Source organism: Candidatus Electrothrix sp., assembly GCF_052785085.1.
In genome coordinates this window covers 1-16,785 of the sequence record NZ_JALAAI010000066.1, presented here as the reverse complement: position 1 = coordinate 16,785, position 16,785 = coordinate 1, and the positions used below count along the sequence as shown (strand labels likewise).

The 16,785-nt window shown below is 46.9% G+C and carries 18 protein-coding genes; 1 reads left to right on the top strand and 17 read right to left on the bottom strand.

The window, feature by feature from the left end; genetic code table 11:
• On the bottom strand, nucleotides 1–1,096 hold a 1,096-nt coding region (locus tag L2082_RS11560), incomplete at its 3' end, for an ATP-binding protein (protein ID WP_446011768.1).
• A 54-nt stretch (nucleotides 1,097–1,150) separates the two neighbouring features.
• The gene (gene trpD / locus L2082_RS11555; protein ID WP_446011767.1) at nucleotides 1,151–2,185 is read right to left on the bottom strand and encodes an anthranilate phosphoribosyltransferase; all 1,035 of its coding nucleotides are present in this window, start codon (nucleotides 2,183–2,185) and stop codon (nucleotides 1,151–1,153) included.
• Nucleotides 2,186–2,718: 533 nt separating this feature from the next.
• Between trpD and L2082_RS11550 the strand changes: the two genes are divergently transcribed.
• A complete protein-coding gene (locus L2082_RS11550; RefSeq protein WP_446010318.1) occupies nucleotides 2,719–3,147 on the top strand; it encodes a dockerin type I domain-containing protein in 429 nt (142 codons plus the stop codon).
• Between the two features lie 96 nt (nucleotides 3,148–3,243).
• On the opposite strand, the gene L2082_RS11545 is transcribed toward L2082_RS11550, so the two are convergent.
• The 15 genes from L2082_RS11545 to L2082_RS11475 form a co-directional block, all read right to left on the bottom strand.
• Complete coding sequence (locus L2082_RS11545; RefSeq protein WP_446010317.1) at nucleotides 3,244–3,660, bottom strand: F0F1 ATP synthase subunit epsilon; 417 nt, start codon at nucleotides 3,658–3,660, stop codon at nucleotides 3,244–3,246.
• 36 nt (nucleotides 3,661–3,696) lie between these two features.
• Nucleotides 3,697–5,118 (bottom strand): F0F1 ATP synthase subunit beta, encoded by a 1,422-nt coding sequence (atpD, locus tag L2082_RS11540; RefSeq protein WP_446010316.1) that lies wholly within the window; start codon nucleotides 5,116–5,118, stop codon nucleotides 3,697–3,699.
• A gap of 54 nt (nucleotides 5,119–5,172) precedes the next feature.
• Nucleotides 5,173–6,039, bottom strand: coding sequence for an ATP synthase F1 subunit gamma (atpG, locus tag L2082_RS11535; protein WP_446010315.1), 867 nt, complete (start codon nucleotides 6,037–6,039; stop codon nucleotides 5,173–5,175).
• A gap of 50 nt (nucleotides 6,040–6,089) precedes the next feature.
• Nucleotides 6,090–7,613, bottom strand: coding sequence for a F0F1 ATP synthase subunit alpha (atpA, locus tag L2082_RS11530; protein WP_446011766.1), 1,524 nt, complete (start codon nucleotides 7,611–7,613; stop codon nucleotides 6,090–6,092).
• A gap of 4 nt (nucleotides 7,614–7,617) precedes the next feature.
• Nucleotides 7,618–8,166: a F0F1 ATP synthase subunit delta gene (locus L2082_RS11525; protein WP_446010795.1), complete on the bottom strand. Its 549-nt coding sequence runs from the start codon at nucleotides 8,164–8,166 to the stop codon at nucleotides 7,618–7,620.
• Nucleotides 8,163–8,897 (bottom strand): F0F1 ATP synthase subunit B, encoded by a 735-nt coding sequence (gene atpF / locus L2082_RS11520; RefSeq protein ID WP_446011765.1) that lies wholly within the window; start codon nucleotides 8,895–8,897, stop codon nucleotides 8,163–8,165. The genes L2082_RS11525 and atpF overlap by 4 nt, the downstream gene beginning before the upstream one ends.
• 11 nt (nucleotides 8,898–8,908) lie before the next feature.
• Nucleotides 8,909–9,340: an ATP synthase F0 subunit B gene (locus L2082_RS11515; RefSeq protein WP_446010793.1), complete on the bottom strand. Its 432-nt coding sequence runs from the start codon at nucleotides 9,338–9,340 to the stop codon at nucleotides 8,909–8,911.
• A gap of 177 nt (nucleotides 9,341–9,517) precedes the next feature.
• The gene (locus tag L2082_RS11510) at nucleotides 9,518–9,958 is read right to left on the bottom strand and encodes a PTS sugar transporter subunit IIA (RefSeq protein WP_446010792.1); all 441 of its coding nucleotides are present in this window, start codon (nucleotides 9,956–9,958) and stop codon (nucleotides 9,518–9,520) included.
• A 44-nt stretch (nucleotides 9,959–10,002) separates the two neighbouring features.
• Nucleotides 10,003–11,451 carry an RNA polymerase factor sigma-54 gene (gene rpoN / locus L2082_RS11505; protein WP_446010791.1) on the bottom strand — a complete coding sequence of 483 codons (1,449 nt, stop codon included), beginning with the start codon at nucleotides 11,449–11,451 and terminating at the stop codon, nucleotides 10,003–10,005.
• A gap of 44 nt (nucleotides 11,452–11,495) precedes the next feature.
• Nucleotides 11,496–12,227 carry an LPS export ABC transporter ATP-binding protein gene (lptB, locus tag L2082_RS11500; protein ID WP_446011764.1) on the bottom strand — a complete coding sequence of 244 codons (732 nt, stop codon included), beginning with the start codon at nucleotides 12,225–12,227 and terminating at the stop codon, nucleotides 11,496–11,498.
• Complete coding sequence (gene lptA, locus L2082_RS11495; protein WP_446011147.1) at nucleotides 12,227–12,784, bottom strand: lipopolysaccharide transport periplasmic protein LptA; 558 nt, start codon at nucleotides 12,782–12,784, stop codon at nucleotides 12,227–12,229. The genes lptB and lptA overlap by 1 nt, the downstream gene beginning before the upstream one ends.
• A gap of 164 nt (nucleotides 12,785–12,948) precedes the next feature.
• The gene (locus L2082_RS11490; RefSeq protein ID WP_446011148.1) at nucleotides 12,949–13,617 is read right to left on the bottom strand and encodes a methylenetetrahydrofolate reductase C-terminal domain-containing protein; all 669 of its coding nucleotides are present in this window, start codon (nucleotides 13,615–13,617) and stop codon (nucleotides 12,949–12,951) included.
• Between the two features lie 124 nt (nucleotides 13,618–13,741).
• Nucleotides 13,742–14,149 carry a hydrogenase iron-sulfur subunit gene (locus L2082_RS11485; protein ID WP_446011149.1) on the bottom strand — a complete coding sequence of 136 codons (408 nt, stop codon included), beginning with the start codon at nucleotides 14,147–14,149 and terminating at the stop codon, nucleotides 13,742–13,744.
• 33 nt (nucleotides 14,150–14,182) lie between these two features.
• Nucleotides 14,183–14,743 carry a 4Fe-4S dicluster domain-containing protein gene (locus tag L2082_RS11480; RefSeq protein ID WP_446011150.1) on the bottom strand — a complete coding sequence of 187 codons (561 nt, stop codon included), beginning with the start codon at nucleotides 14,741–14,743 and terminating at the stop codon, nucleotides 14,183–14,185.
• Between the two features lie 364 nt (nucleotides 14,744–15,107).
• Nucleotides 15,108–16,607: a DUF1302 family protein gene (locus L2082_RS11475; protein WP_446011763.1), complete on the bottom strand. Its 1,500-nt coding sequence runs from the start codon at nucleotides 16,605–16,607 to the stop codon at nucleotides 15,108–15,110.
• Between the last annotated feature and the right edge of the window lie 178 nt (nucleotides 16,608–16,785).

Genomic DNA, 16,785 nt, shown 5'->3' with positions numbered 1-16,785 from the left:
CGATCAGCGATTTGATAAGATAATTGCTGAATGCCAGCCGCACCTCTTTATTGGGAAAGGTGAGGTGGTAGATATCATTGTCAAATATATTTTCAACATGATCTATGGTCAAATAGCCGGATTGAAAGAGGACGCTTTCCAGGGAAATATCCTCAATATCAAAACTGTTGATCAGAGAACTATCCACTTCAAGGTGCTCCAGGTTGGGGAGGTAGTAGTGGTTTACCCTGATGAGTTTGACAAGAAAGGACGGTGTGCCGGTCTCAAACCAGTAACTTTTGAATTGGTAACGATTTTTGATAAATAAGAGAATATCAAAGGGATTGAATACCTTGGTGCCTAAAAAATTATATCCGTTATACCAGTTTGTTATTTTTTGAAAATCTGCTTCTTGCACAAGGGAAGGGAAATGTTGCCGGACATCCTTTTCGCTGTAACCGCATACTTGAGCAAAATCAGGAACAATGGAAATATCTTCCAGATTATTTAACCCGCTGAAGATACTGGTCTTACTGAATTTACTGACGCCGGTGAGAAAGACAAAACGAATATATCGGTCACAATCTTTCATGACCGAGTAAAAGCTCTTGATAATCTCCCTGTTTTCAAGTGCAACATCAATTTGATCAAGATTATCAAGGATCGCCTTGTCGTATTCGTCTATGAGGATAACAACACCCTGCTGATACATATCATGGATATTCTCTATCAGTTCTTTAAAGCAGACGGCAAAATCTCTTGCATTGTGGCATTCAACGCCTAACCTCTTTTTGTTTTCACGCAAAGTGGCCATAAGCATTGTGTGCAGGCCCTCTGGACTGCGTAAATCTCCGCTGAAACTTATCCTGATGATCGGATATTCGTTGAATTCGTATTTGTCATGGATATACAATCCCTTGAACAGCTCTTTATTGCCGGAAAATATTTCAGCGAGTGTATCCAGAAAAAGGCTTTTCCCGAAACGACGGGGCCGGGACAGAAAGGCGTACTTATAGTTTTCAATCAGCGCAAGGGCCTCTTGCGTCTTGTCGATATAGACATAATCGCCTTTGATAATCTCGCTCAGGGTTGATATGCCGATGGGAAGTTTTTTCATAACAAACGGAACAGGCTCAGGTTGCTCTGATAGGGAGCACTCCCATAAAGCAGGTCAAATATTACCTTTACAAAAAGCAACAAGTAGATCAAGTTTTTCCAGAGCTGCCCCAGAGGCGATAATCTCTCGGGCCTGTTCCACTCCGGCCTGAAGATCTGTAGCCTTGCCAGCAGCCAGCAGGGATGCTCCGGCATTCAGCAAAACCATATCAAGACGGGCACCGGGGGTATTGCCAAGCACCTCTCGTATTAAGGCCGCTGATTCCTGAGCAGTGGCTCCGCCCTGAATATCTTCGATGTTTGCACGAGGCAAACCGACATCTTCTGGGTTCACGGTGTAGCTTTCCACTGTGCCGTTATGGGCATCAGCCACATGGGAAGTGCCCGTGATTGTCATCTCATCCATATTACCTTCCCCCCAGACCACCAAGGTTCGTCGCATACCGAGACGACTCAGAACTTCTGCAATGGGTACAGTAAGTTCCTTGGCAAAGACACCAGTGAGCTGAACATTGCTGCCAGCTGGGTTGGTCATGGGGCCGAGGATGTTGAAGATGGTGCGGATGCCCATTTCACGCCGGGGACCGATGGCGTGTTTCATGGCCTGGTGCAGCATGGGAGCAAAAAGAAAGCCGATCCCCACTGTGCGTACGCATTCTGCTACTTGCTCTGAGGATAGAGAAAGGTCAACCCCCAAGGCTTCTAACACATCAGCACTGCCACAGGAAGAGGAGACAGCCCGGTTACCATGTTTGGCTACAGAAATTCCTGCCCCTGCCACAACAAAGGCCGTGGTGGTGGAGACATTAAAGGTGCCAGAGCCATCACCGCCAGTGCCCACGATATCCATGAGCAGCTTGCCTGATGCAGTGTCGATTCCGGTATCAACAAAGGTGGCTTTTTCCCGCATTACCCGAACAGCACCAGTGATCTCGTCAATGGTCTCGCCTTTCATGCGCAGGGCCGTGATAAATGAACCGATCTGGGCATCAGTGGCTTCACCGCTCATGATTTCCTGCATGGTTGCGGTCATCTGGGCTTCATCAAGATTTTGCCTGCTTACCACCAGCGAGATTGCTTCTTGTATCATGCTTGAATGTCCTCAAAATTCTGTCGGAAAACGTACCTTGTTATGCCAAGCTTTATTAGGCGTAGAGCTGACAACCTTCTTCAGAGAGAGCAAATAAGAGGGTGCAGTTATTGCCTCCAGGGTCATGTAGATCATAGTGAATGCATGTATAATTGTCACATCTCCTTAATGTGTAGTGCTTTTCTGCTTCAGGATATTCTTCTTTTACTGGAGGGACAACGTTCTTGATGGAATGTTTATGGTCTTGCATAATTTTTCCACTCTGGTAAGGGGAATAACTTGTAACATGCTGCTAAGGTTTTTTATCCTATCCTGTCCTTATGTACCTGGCAAGAAAAAAATGTTATATTTTGATCAGTTGGTTAATTTATGATGGGCTTCCTTGCATTCCTTTTTTTTCTCGGTCATAATGAACTGGTTATAATACAGTTTTGGAAGTATAAAATTCAGGCTGTGTTGCTTGATTAGTTCAAAGAAGTCAGCTGGTACTTCCATAGAAAAAATAAGTACGTTAATACCATATGGAGCTTCTTATGAAGAAAGGGAAAAAAGGTATTGTGTTGATCCTGAGTTTTTTGGTGCTGTTTGTCCCGGTGTCTGCTGTTGGGGCCACTTGTAAAAAGGGGGATGCAAATATGGATGGTGAAATTGATCATGCTGATTTGTTTGAGATAAAAGAGCTGATGCGTTTAAATGGAACCTGCGCTCCGGTGCCGGAGTGTGCAGATTATGACGAGGATGGTGCAATCACGGTTTTTGACGTGCGTAGTGTCCTTGTTGCCTTGAATAAGGAATGCATACCAGGGGACGCCAATGCAAGTGGTCATATAACCTTAGTTGATATCTGTAAAGTGGAGAAGATGATTGCGGAAAAAGAGTATGGAAAATGTGCAGATTGTAATGAGGATGGTGTGGTTAACAAGGAGGATATCACCTGTCTGCAGGGTAAGGTTACATCATAGCTTTCTCGTTTCTCCCATTTTTTCGTATCATATGCAGATAACAAAAAAGACCGTCCAAAGGACGGCCTTTCAAACAACAAACTCTCACAAAAAAAATTATAGGTTGGACCTCTGCGCAACAGTTATACGGGCAACAGCCCGTTGCAGAGCAGCCTCGGCCCGAGTTCGTTCGATATCATCAGCCTGGGCTCGGGCCTTTGCCAGGCGTCTTTCCGCCCGTTCTTTAGCTGACAAGGCACGGTCCACATCAATATCATGGCCAAACTCTGCGGTTTCCACCAGAAAGGTGGCCTTATTCTTGGACACCTCAGCAAAACCACCGCTGACCATTAAAAATTTTTTCTGCTTATCCTTTTTTAAGATCAAGGTACCTGTTTTAATCGCACTCAGAAACGGAGCATGATTTGCCAGCACACTAAACTCGCCGTCAACACCAGGTGCCGTGACGATATCAACGTCCTCATCGACAACGGCTCCGTTGGGGGTTACTACTTCAAGATGAATTTGTGCCATTCTTACTTACCTCTGCCTGGAATTCTCCTGAATGAATCAGGCCTGGGCCTTTTCCGCCTCATCTTTTTTAAGTGCTTCCTCAATGGTACCAACCATGTAAAAGGCATTTTCAGACAGATCATCGTGCTTACCGTCCAGGATTTCTTTAAATCCGCGTACCGTATCTTCAACCTTGCAGTATTTTCCGTCCATACCAGTAAAGACTTCAGCAACATGGAAGGGCTGGGATAGAAAACGCTGGATCTTTCGTGCCCGACCGACCAACAGCTGATCTTCCTCAGACAGTTCGTCCATACCAAGAATAGCGATGATATCCTGCAGCTCTTTATATTTCTGCAAGGAAACCTGGACACCGCGCGCTGTCTCGTAATGCTCCTCACCGACCACGTTAGGATCAAGAATACGGGAGGTGGAATCCAGCGGGTCAACTGCCGGATAAATACCCAACTCCGCAATCTGACGAGAGAGAACAACCGTACCGTCCAGATGGGCAAAGGTGGTTGCCGGGGCCGGGTCAGTCAGGTCATCAGCAGGAACATATACACACTGGACAGCTGTAATAGATCCCTTGGTGGTGGAGGTAATACGCTCCTGTAGAGCACCAAGATCGGTGGCCAGGGTGGGCTGATAACCAACCGCAGAAGGAATACGTCCCAGCAGTGCCGATATCTCAGCACCGGCCTGGGTGAAACGGAAGATGTTATCAACAAAGAAGAGTACATCCTGACCTTCTTCATCACGGAAATACTCAGCAGCGGTTAGTCCGGCCAGAGCAACACGGGCGCGGGCACCTGGAGGCTCGGTCATCTGGCCGTACACCAGAGCCGCCTTGGGTAGGACGCCGGACTCCTTCATCTCCATGTACAGGTCATTGCCCTCACGGGTTCGCTCGCCCACGCCGCAGAACACGGAAATACCACCGTGTTGCATAGCGATGTTGTTAACCATTTCCATCATGATAACGGTCTTACCGCAACCAGCACCGCCAAACAGCCCCATCTTGCCACCACGGGGAAAGGGGACCAGCAGGTCAATCACCTTGATACCGGTCTCCAGTACGTTCACCTCTGTATCCTGCTCAGTAAATTCTGGAGCAGAGCGATGGATGGGCATGGTCTTGGAAGCATCAATTTCACCCAGCCCGTCCACCGGACGACCGACTACATTCATAATCCGTCCCAGGGCCGGAGCACCCACCGGAATAGTGATTGGTTCTCCCGAATCCCGACATTGCATACCACGTACCAGACCATCGGTCTGATCCATGGCTATACAGCGGACCACATTATCACCCAAATGCAGGGCCACTTCAATAACCAGATTTTCTTCTGTATCATCAATGCCTGGATTGGTGACAAAGAGCGCACTCATAATCTCAGGCAGATCGTCCGCCTTAAACTCAACATCAACAACAGGTCCGATGACCTGAATAATTCTTCCAACTCGCAATTCACCCATTGAAATGGCCTCCTGGAAACAATTTTGCAATATCCAAAAATTTTATATTTCGTATCAGCCCTTCAGTGCCTCAGCACCACCGACAATATCCATAAGATCACCGGTAATGGCTGCCTGGCGAGCCTTATTGTACAGTTGCGTCAAATCCTTGATAATATCTCCGCATGCCTTGGTAGCATTATCCATTGCCGTCATTCGGGCCGCATGCTCACCAGCAGCAACTTCGATCATAGCGTGGTATACTTGTACGTTCAGATGCAAGGGAAGAAGGCTCTCCATAATCAAGTCAGGACTTGGCTCATAGATATAGTCAACTGCTGCGGAATCCCCCGCCTTTTCCTGCTCAGAGGGTTTAATAGGCAGTAAAGTTGTTGCTATTGCCTGCTGTTTAGCCAGAGAAACGAAACGGGCATAGACAATCCGCACTTCATCAGTCTGATAGGAACAGAACTGATTGCTGACATTTTGTGAAATCTCACGGGCATTGTACATCTGAAAGGAACCCATGAGGTCAGTATATGATTCACGAATCTTACCAGATCGTCTAAAAGCCTGTGTCGCCTTATTGCCCACTGTGACCACGCTGACCTTTTTTCCCTCAGCCTCGAATTGATCAATGAGTTTCTGGGCCTTGGCAACGATATTGGCATTAAAACTCCCGCACAGCCCTCGGTCAGAAGTAACAACGATCAATTCCACCGATTCCACATCACGGACTTCCATGAGTGGCTGATTGTCGCCTGCTCCGGTGGACAAATCCTTTATGGCCTCGTCAAATTTTTCTGCATAGGGGCGGAAGTTTTCCATTCGCTCCTGAGCACCGCGCAGTTTCGCTGAGGCCACCATATTCATGGCCTTGGTAATCTGCGAGGTTTTGGAAACACCTTCTATTTTATTTTTTACATCCTTTAATCCAGGCATGTGATCAGTTCCTTGTGCTATTTCCAGCTATTCGAGCTTCGTGCATCCCTTTAGTTCAAACCCTTGGTCGCCTTAAAGGCCTCACCGAAACTGGTCAGCGTTTTTCTCATTTTTTCCTCCAGCTCACTTGAGATTTCTTCTTTTTCCCGCAGCTCTGTGAAGATAGAAGGTTCATTGGTTTCAATATAGCTGTACAGTTCCTGCTCATAATCAGCAAGGGTATCCACTGGGAATTTATCCAAAAACCCCTTGGTCCCGGCAAAAATGATGGCTACCTGCTTTTCCATGGGCAGGGGCTGATACTGGGGCTGCTTGAGGATCTCCACCAGACGCTCACCACGGGTCAGCTGGGCCTGGGTTGCAGCATCCAGATCTGAACCAAAGCCAGCAAAGGCTGCCAGCTCACGATACTGGGCCAAATCAAGACGCAGGGTACCTGCGACCTGTTTCATAGCCTTTACCTGGGCTGCCCCACCAACACGGGAAACCGAGATACCAACATTGATCGCCGGACGAACACCGGCAAAGAACAGGCTCGGCTCCAGAAAGACCTGTCCATCAGTAATAGAGATAACATTGGTGGGGATAAAGGCGGAAACGTCACCTGCCTGGGTCTCAATAATGGGCAGGGCAGTCATGGAACCAGCACCAAGTTCATCACTCACCTTGGCGGAACGCTCCAGCAGGCGGGAATGGTTAAAAAAGATGTCACCGGGATAGGCCTCACGTCCTGGTGGACGACGGAGCAGCAGTGACAGCTCGCGATAGGCAACAGCCTGCTTAGAGAGATCGTCGTAGATAATCAAGGAATGCTGACCGCTATCGCGCCAATATTCAGCCATTGCACAGCCGACCATTGCAGAAACGTACTGCATGGGCGCAGGATCAGAGGCACAGGCCGCAACCACAGTGGTATATTCCATGGCACCATGCTTCCGTAATGCCTCAACAACCAGAGCAACTGTGGATTTTTTTTGACCAGTGGCTACGTACACACAATGTATACCGCTGTTTTTCTGGGCTATAATGGCGTCAACACAGAGCGCGGTCTTGCCGATCTGACGGTCACCAATAATCAGCTCACGCTGTCCACGACCCACCGGAGTCATTGCATCTACCGCCTTATAGCCGGTATAGCAGGGTTCATGCACACCCTTACGGGCGATAACACCAGGAGCCAGAACCTCCATTTTCCGGGTCTCTTTGGAATCTATTACCCCTTTGCCATCAATAGGCTGACCAATACCGTCTACAACGCGACCTTCCAGTTCCGGTCCCACAGGAACCTCAGCGATCTTTCCTGTTCGTTTAACAATATCGCCCTCTTTAATATTACGGACATCACCCATGACCGCAACACCAACATTATCCTCTTCCAGATTCAGAGCAAGTCCCATGATACCGCCGGGGAACTCAAGCAATTCCATGGCCTGACAGTTTTCCACACCGTAGACACGGGCAATACCGTCACCAACCGAAAGGACGGTTCCGGTTTCTTTCAGATCAATATCAATGGCATAACCGGCTATCTGATCCTTGATGATCCGACTGATTTCTGAGGCTTTGATCTGCATCTGACTATTCTCTCCCCTTGATAGATTCTTTTAATCCATTAAGTTGTGTTCTAATACTTCCGTCTAACACCAGATCTCCGACCCTGGCTATTATGCCACCGATAATCGAGGGATCAACCTGTGTTTCAAGAATTACCTTGTTACCTGTAAGTTCTTCCAGCTTTGCCTGGATCTTACCAAGCAAGGCATTATCAAGTTCTATTGCTGATGTGACTCGGCCATGACTGATATTCTTTTCCAGATCAAGCATACCGCGAACCTGAGCTGCAACCTCCCGGAGCACGTCAATTCGTTTTCGTTCAACCAGCAGATTCAAAAAGGCGGTCATTAAGGCATCTGCGCCTGCTGCTTCAGCAATGGCTGTCATAACCTTGTATCTGGCCTCAAGCGGGTACAGAGGATTGATCAGGGTTTCAGCAACCTCAAGCTTGGGATCATCAAAGAGTTCCGCAAGGGTGTTGAGAGTCTCTGCATAGCTGTCAACAGTCCCGTTGTCCTGCCCAAGTCTGAAGATCGCCCTGGCATACCGTTTTGCTATCACTGTCTGTTTCACTGTACTGCACCCACACGTTCAAGATACTGTTCAGTGATCGCCACCTGATCTTCTGGAGTCAGGTTCTTGACGATCAACTCTTCAGCCATGGCAACAGCCTGTTCTGCAATTTCAGCCTGCAACCTGCTCTTTGCCTGGGCAAACGTTCCCTGAACAGCAGCTTCAGCCTGACGCCGTATCTCCTTTGCAGATGCCTCGGCCTCGGCAAGGATCCTGGTTTTCTCGTCCTCAGCCATTGCCTTTGCTTTGTCAACAAGTTCTGTCAGCTCATCTTCCATGCCAGCCAAACGCGACTCAAAGGCTTTATAGGCCTGTTCTGCCTCGTCTCGTTGTTGCTGTATGGTCTCCAATTCGTCCTTAATTTCCTGTCGTCTGCCACCCAGACCTGCTGTAATGGGTTTGGCAAGAAATTTGACCAGGATAAAAACAAGAGCGGCAAAATTCAAGGCCCGCCAGAAAAGGTCTTTCAGCTTTGCTGCTGTTATCATAGGCGCATAATGTTCGCCAGCAGCTTCAGCATGATCGTCGGCTCCGTGTGCTTCTGCAACAGGTGCGGGATGTTCAGCTTGATCCTTGGCAGAGTCGTCAATAGATTGTGTGTGTCTATCGTGTACATCATGGACAACAGCCTGTTCAGCTGGATGTTTTTCTTTGCCGTGTTCCTCAGCAAAGGATGCAGTATATCCTCCGCACAGGCCGACAACAAGTAGTATCGGAATAATTTTTTTCATATTTCGAACTCTCATCCCTCCAAACTCCTTCCCAATATTTTTTCGGCCATCTCCTGAGCAAAGACTTCTGTGTTGCCCAATAATTTATCCCGGGTTTCCTGAAAATCAGCGTGAACTTGAGCGACCTGCTTTTCTTTTTCCTGTTCTGCTGCCAAACGAGCCGCAGCCACCTGTTCAGCACCAGCCTTTGCAGCTTCATTTCTGGCTGCATCTACTGCTTCCTTGGCTTTGACTGAGGCCTCTCGCATCTTTTTATCGACTTTTTCCTGGCGATTCTTGGCATTTCGCTCATATTTTTCAACGTCATCGCTCAGAGTATCCAGTTTGTCCTGCCGTTTATCCATAATATCAATAACAGGCTTATACAGTACTTTGTTCAATATGAACATTAAAGCAATCATATTAATAATGTGAATGAGCACCGTGATATCAACTGAAATCATATAATCACTCCTGACGACGCTGAAAAAGAAAGGGTTTGTTCTAACAAAATTGAAAATAAATTAAACAAAGGTAAGAGCTTTACAGAAATTACACTCTTCTGTCAAATATTTTTTCGTAAAGGAAAGAAGTTCTCTTGAAAAAAAAATAGAGGTACCACAGTAAAAGGAGAGCTACAGTTATGACATATTGAAAAGCTGCTGAATAGTTTTTTTGCTGCTCGCCTGAAGAAATTTATTCCTGTTGTTTTCACTCTTCATCATGTTGCTGATTTTGGCTAAGATTTGAAGGTATTCCTGGGCCATATTCATAGGTAAGAGAATCATCACAACCAGATGAACCAGCTTATTATCCTTTGACTCAAAACCAACCCCCTTAGTTGACCTGCCAAAGCAGACAAGGCATTGGTCCAGCTCATGGAGTTTTCCATGTGGAATCGCAACACCATTGCCAACGCCAGTTGAGCCAAGCTGCTCCCGTTCTAATAATACCTGTTGGATGATTTGCGCATTCAGTTCTGGATATTTTTTCTGAACTGTTCCGGCCAGTTCTTCAAGAAGTCCTTCCTTGTGCGTTGATTCTAATTCAAGGACAATGCATCCTTCTGAGAGTTCTATCATTTTTTCGTAAATATTCCTTTCCCACAGGATATGTTATTTCTTCATCAACGGCTTTTACGACGATGTTTCACCGGAAGAATTTTCATTTGATCTCTATATTTTGCCACTGTTCTTCGGGCAACGCTCAACCCTTCCTTCTTTAAAAGCTCAGAAAGAGCATTATCACTGAGCGGTTTTTCCGGAGCTTCTTGCTGGATCAGCTGTTTGATACGATTTTTTATCGCCTCAGAAGCGACAAGGTTACCATCAGTTGTTGAGACTGCACTGGAAAAAAAATATTTCAGTTTATACAAGCCCTGGGGGGTATGCACATATTTATTTGAAGTAATACGACTCACAGTGGATTCATGCAATCCGATATCCTGGGCAACATCGTTAAGAATAAGAGGTTTAAGATAACTCGGCCCTTTTTCAAAAAAATCATACTGAAACTTCAGCAGACTCTTCATTACCTTATATATTGAGTTCTGTCGATAATGAACTGAGTTGATAAAATTCTGTGCATGCCGCTTTTGTTCAACCAAATAACTCTTATCCGCCCCTGTCTTATCCTTATTCTTTATAAGATTTTGATAGGCAGTGGAGATCTCCAATTGAGGCAAGCCATCATTATTCAGCTGAATAATAAACTCGCCATCCAGGTTGTACAGGTAGACATCCGGGACAACATAGTTGGTTTGCTCATTACTATATTCATTCCCAGGGTAGGGATTTAATGAGGATATCACCCTAAAGGCATTGCGAACTTCCCGGGCAGTATACTCAATCTTTGCTGCGATCCTGGTAAAATTATGGGTCTGCAACTCGTCCAAATGCTCATCCACCAGCAGGTAAGCCAAGTCCTCTTCCAAACCCTCTCGTTCCAACTGAAGGAGGAGTGACTCTCGTAAATCCCGGGCAGCTACCCCAGGAGGGTCAAGGCTTTGCACCAGTCGAAGCATCCCTTCAGCCTCGTCCGTGCTACAGGCAGCGTATTCACAAATATCTTCGACAGAGGCCTCAAAAAAACCATGTCCGTTCAGATTGCCGAGAATAAACTGGGCCAGGTCCTGATCTTTTTCATCAAGTTTGAGATGGGAGAGTTGCCATTCCAGAAAAGAAATCAGGCCAGGAGCAGCAGAAATAAAATCAAATTGAGAGGGAGTGTCGGCAGAGGGGGCCTCTCTGGAAAAGGAAAAATCAGAATCAAAATTATTGGAGTATTCTTCCCAATCAACCTCTGCTACGGTTTTGGGATCATCGCCTGAAACCTGTAAATCCGGTGGCAGTTCTTCTGTTTTTTGCGACTCTTCAGCTGATAGGGAATCAGGGTTACTGATATTTTCCTGAACACCAACAGTCTCCTCCAGCATAGGGTTTTGTGCCATTTCCTCTTGCACCGCATTGGTTAATTCCAAGCGGTTCAGCTGCAGAAGCTTAATGGCCTGACGCAATTGCTGCGTCATGACCAATTTCTGCGTCTGTTTTACTTGTTGTCGGAGTTCAAGACTCATTGATTAAAAAACATAAAATGTATGCCGTAAGTACGGCCCCGCCTCTACATAGTAAAATTTTCGCCAAGATACATCTTCTTAGCCAATTCACTCTGGATAATATCATCGGCAGCACCGCTGGTAAGAATCTGTCCTGCATTCATTATATAGGCGAAGTCGCACACCTGCAATGTTTCTCGAACATTATGATCTGAAATCAGCACGCCCAGCCCTTTTGCTTTGAGTCCTCGAATGATTTCCTGCAAATCCGCCACAGACAGAGGGTCAACACCGGCAAAGGGTTCATCAAGAAGGATAAAACGGGGCCGGGTGGCCAGCGCCCGCATGATTTCCACCCTTCGCCGCTCACCTCCGGAAAGAGCATGCCCTTTATTTTTGGAGAGGTATTCTATCTTGAGCTCAGCCATTAACTCATTGATGCGATTATTTATTTCATTACGAGTGAGCCCCAATGGTTCTAAAACGATGCGAACATTTTCTTCCACCGTCAGTTTTTTAAAAACCGAGGCTTCCTGAGCCAGATAGGTAATCCCTTTGGATGCCCGCTGATGGATAGGAAGCCCCTGTATTTCCTGGTTATCAAGAATAATAGATCCTGATGTTGGCCGGATAAAACCAACAATAGAATAAAAAGTAGTGGTCTTACCAGCGCCGTTTGGCCCCAGCAGACCAACAATAGAGCCGTTTTGCACTTGCAGATTGACCTGATCCACCACCCGGCGGGCCCGGTATTCTTTGATCAGATTCCTGGTTTCCAGGATAGAAACAGGCTCCATTAGTTCTTGTTGTCAGAATTCGGGATAATAGTTGCTCTTACTCGTTCTGGTTTTTTCTTTCCATCTTTTGCTACTTTTGCATCAGGGCTTTCCACCTCTGATCGCTTTTCGTCAAGATAATAGGTGATGGTTTTCCCGGACACCATGTTCTTGCCTTGCCATGTCTTGGCATTGCCCTGCAGGACTACCTTACGTGCATTGGCAAAATAATCCATCCGATCCCCGGTACCCAGCCAGTCTTCCTGCGTGACTTTGACATTGCCGACACAGATCATCTTCTCCACCTTCTGGGCCTGACTTTTGGCTTTGTTGGGATCATCTTCTTTATAATAAATGGTCATTTTATCCGTACGGATGGTGACCTCTCCCTGGGTGGCATCAACGTTGCCTATAAATACCACGGAATTTTTCTTTTCCTGGGAAATCATCCGATCTGCTTCAATATTAATCGGGTCATCGTCACTTTGACAGAGTCCTGGGTTCGCAACCACCAGAAGAACTGTAACAATGAGGGCTGCCTGAAGGATTTTTCGAACTGATAACAGAAAAAAATACATTATTCTCTACCGATGAAGAATTTTTTTTTGCGACCAATCATGCTGGTCTCTTGAATATAGGTCTAATCCTGCTCAAACAAAAAAACAGGGATCTTTCCGTTATGCCGGAATGATCCCTGTTTGTCAACAAAAGTTTCAGTTTGTTTGCTTTAGGTTCGTTGCTGCTACACGGTCAGATCCTCTCTGACCTGCTTCCGTGGCCCACCATGACCGGCAGTGGACCAATCACAAATAGGAGCAGAGGCAAACAGTTCTTCCTGTCGTTGCAAACGGCCCATGCGATCATAGATCATTTGCCAGATGCAGTTCACCTCAGCATCAATTTCACAACGACCATCCACAGAACCACCACAGGGACCGTTCATCAGGCTTTTGGCGCAACGGGCCACCGGGCACAGTCCGCCAGTCAGATGGAGAACGCAATCACCGCAACCAGCACACTGTTCCGTCCAGATACCCTGTTCAGACGAGCCGCCGAAAAAGGTGGTGTTCAGGGCAGGAAAAACATTATCATCAGGCCGGAGATTGGCAATAAAGTTTACGCCTACCCCGCAGGCTGTGGAGACAATAGCATCGTACTGATCTTTGAACTGATCAATACCATTTATATATTCTTTATCGCATTGGCGAACCAGGGAGGCATCAGAAACCTCAGCGCTTTTCCCTGCCTTTTTCAGACCAAGCCGAATCAGGGAGGCCAGGATTTCAGCCTCCCGCTCACCACCTGCGGAACAAACTGTGACACAGCCTCGACAGGCCAGCACCAGAATTTTTTTGCAATCCTGAACCATCTCTATTATTTCAGCCAAGGGCTTTCGTTCAGCAATAATCATTATGAAACTCCTGAAAAAGTTGTAGGGGCGAACCCCTGTGTTCGCCCTTGTCTATCGGGCAGGCACAGGGGCCTGCCCCTACATATCGAAAACGGGGAACGTGTTTTTTTGGGAATCCCCCTTATCAAAAAGGAGAAGGTCCCAGCTCGGCAATATGGTCTGTCATCTCCTGGGCAACATCAACAAATTCCGGGTGCAGGCCGCGTGGCAAAAAAAACATCTTTGCCCGATCCTTTTCCAACCCAAGCTCTCCTAAGGCAGAGCGGACTGCTTCCACACGCTTGGCAGCTCGTTGACTGCCTTTTACATTATGACAGCCGTCAGCTGGGCAGCCAACTACGTAGACTCCATCTGCTCCGTCTTCAAATGCCTTGAGCAAGGTAATCTCTTCCAGCTTTCCTGTACAGACAACCCGGGTCATAGTGACATTTTCAGGGAAATCTAACTGCTGTAGCTTATGTCCCTGATCAGCGCAACTCTGCTGAGATGTATAATGGCAACTGAACAGGCGTATGTCCGGTGTAAAACTCATTGAATTTGCTCCATATTATTGCTTTATTATTCATTAACTGCCACAGGCAGCAATCAAGCGCTCATCTTCAGCTTCATTCAGGGTAATGGCCTGGGCCGGGCATTCAGCAACACAAATTCCGCAGGCCTTGCAATCTGTTACCTTAATCGTTGCCACGCCAGCGTCATCAATCTGCGCCACATCCCAGGGACATACTCGAACGCAGGTCAGGCAGGAAACACAGAGATCACGCTGTACCTGGGCTGCCTTGCCCTTTTCCACCAGTTGCTCTTCGTTTATATATCCTTTTTTCAGTGCCAGGTTTGCCAGGGCATTCATAATATCGGCAAAGCTGACATCCTGAGGACAGACAAAGACGCAGCTCCGACATCCTGAGCAATACCAGAGCAGGTCCGAGTCCAGTAAACGCTCCTCCATGCCCATGCGAACCATGTGGATGATTTTGCGGGGATCAAAATCAGGGACAGCCTGACTGACCGGGCAAGCCCCGGAACAGGCACCGCAGGAAAAACAGGAATTCAGATGCTGACCACCGGGTTCCGCAACCACCTCAGCGCTGAATCCAGGATTCATTTCAAATGTTTTTTTTGACATACTATCACCACATTGAGCAATTATATTTTCTGATCACCCCTGTTTCATTGGGCTAAACAGATCCTGTATCAGGAAACGTAGGAGTACCAAATGACAACTGCGTCAAAAAAACGCTGATACATTGACAAACTCTGCTACACGCAGTTGAAGAAGTATAAATATCCCATTTTTGTAATTTTGTCAACGAAACCATTCACAATGGTAATATTAAATATTTCCTTACGCTGTAACGCCTAAAAATTCTTCGAACATCTTTTTTTCTCTTTATCATGGCATACTACATTCAAGCAGTGAAAGAAAGCATGCTCATTGCTTACGAGATATTCGGCGCAAATATTTTTGTGAAAAAGAGCTTTCTTTGCCCTTAAAAAGAATAACGAAGCTCGGTAAACACCCGATCATTATCTGCAACCTCCTGCATGGTCAGTAAATCACCAGATTGATAAAGCACTGCCCCGCCGCGCAGGGTAAGCGTATCAGTCAGGTCATAATCCAGAGACAAACGCTCAAAGGCTCCATCAGCCTCAGAAGGACCGTACAGCATCACCAGCAGGCTCAGATTCAGAGTGTCATTCAAAAAGTCACGAGAGTAGCGAAAGGCCAGCTGATACATGTCCTGGTAGACTCCGTCCGGGGAGGTTTCCAGATAGGGTCTGTGGTTATTGATATGGCGATTGGCAAATTCCAGGGAAATGGTGGTTTCAGCAAAACCTGAATACTCCGCACCCACCAGCATATCCATTCGAGTATAACCAGCACCAGGCCGGTTGGTGTAATGGACTCTGTTGAGGATAGCCCCTTCAGTTTTTAATAACCAGTTTCCCTGGGCCTTATTATAGGCAAAGCCGAACATATGCAGACGTTCATGCTTTTGCTGTATTTCGGTGGAATCGTTGTTGAGCAGGACATACTCAAAATGGGGAGTATCGTTAAAAATACGGGCATAGTAAAGATCAAGATCCCAACCCGTAAAGATCCCGCTCAAGGATAGTGCCCATTCAGTATTGTCCAGCGAGCTATCTGGATCATCGGCTGGGGGAGCCGGCTCGTCTGCTGCGTAGAAATCATAACCGTAAACCGGGATTTTATTAAAGCGGATTTCATGAACAGCGATACCAGACAACTCCCAGTCGCCAAAATAATAATCCAGTTTGGTCATGGTCAGGGGAAGGCGCAGGTCTTCAATATCTGTCAGGCCGGGCTCACGCATATCCAGGGGATTGAGTACGTCAGTAATGCGGATCGTATCGGATTTGCCCCAGACCACGATCTGGCGACCAAGCTTGAGATCCACTGTATCTGCGAGCTGACCCTGTACATAGGCCTCCCGCAATTCCACTTCGTCTTCATACTCATTCAGAACATAGCTGGTGTATTCCTCCCGACCTTGGATGGAATAAATCCCGTCATAAAAGGTTTTGCCACCTACCTTGGCAGACCAGGAGTCAGAAAAACGGGCTTCAAGATCAAGCTGGAGATCAATGCGTGCCTTGGAAAAACCGCGCCAGTCGGGGTCGCCTTCTGCCGGTGCATTATGGGCAATATTATAGGTGGTGCCGAACTGGACCCAACCATCAACGCTGAGCCAGTCTGGTAACCAGGAAGAGATGGATTCTGTTTGTTCCTCCATCTCGACTTCCTCTTCTCCTTCAAAACCGTCCAGCACCGTATCAAGGTCTGAGTCTGCTGATGAATTTTCGCTGGACGGTTCTGTTTCAAAGCCTTCGAGTACAGCATCCAGATCGTTGGTAATGCTGTCGGATTGGGCTGTGGCAGGGAAAGGCGAGAGAAAAAGAAGGCTTGCGAGCAGGGTGGCAAGGAGTGTTGATTTTCCGAAAGGGTGGAATTTTCTTGTATCGTGCATTATTTAATTAGTATCTGCTGAATTTCTCGGCAGTCGGAAGAATTCAGGGTGGTCAATACCCTGACACGTTATTTCAAAACGTTCAATCTAAGGTGCTTCTGCTGCTTTTTTTAGGCTTCCGTCAATAATTCGATTTTTCAGACGGAAATTGGACGCACTTTTCCCCTACCCGACTTCG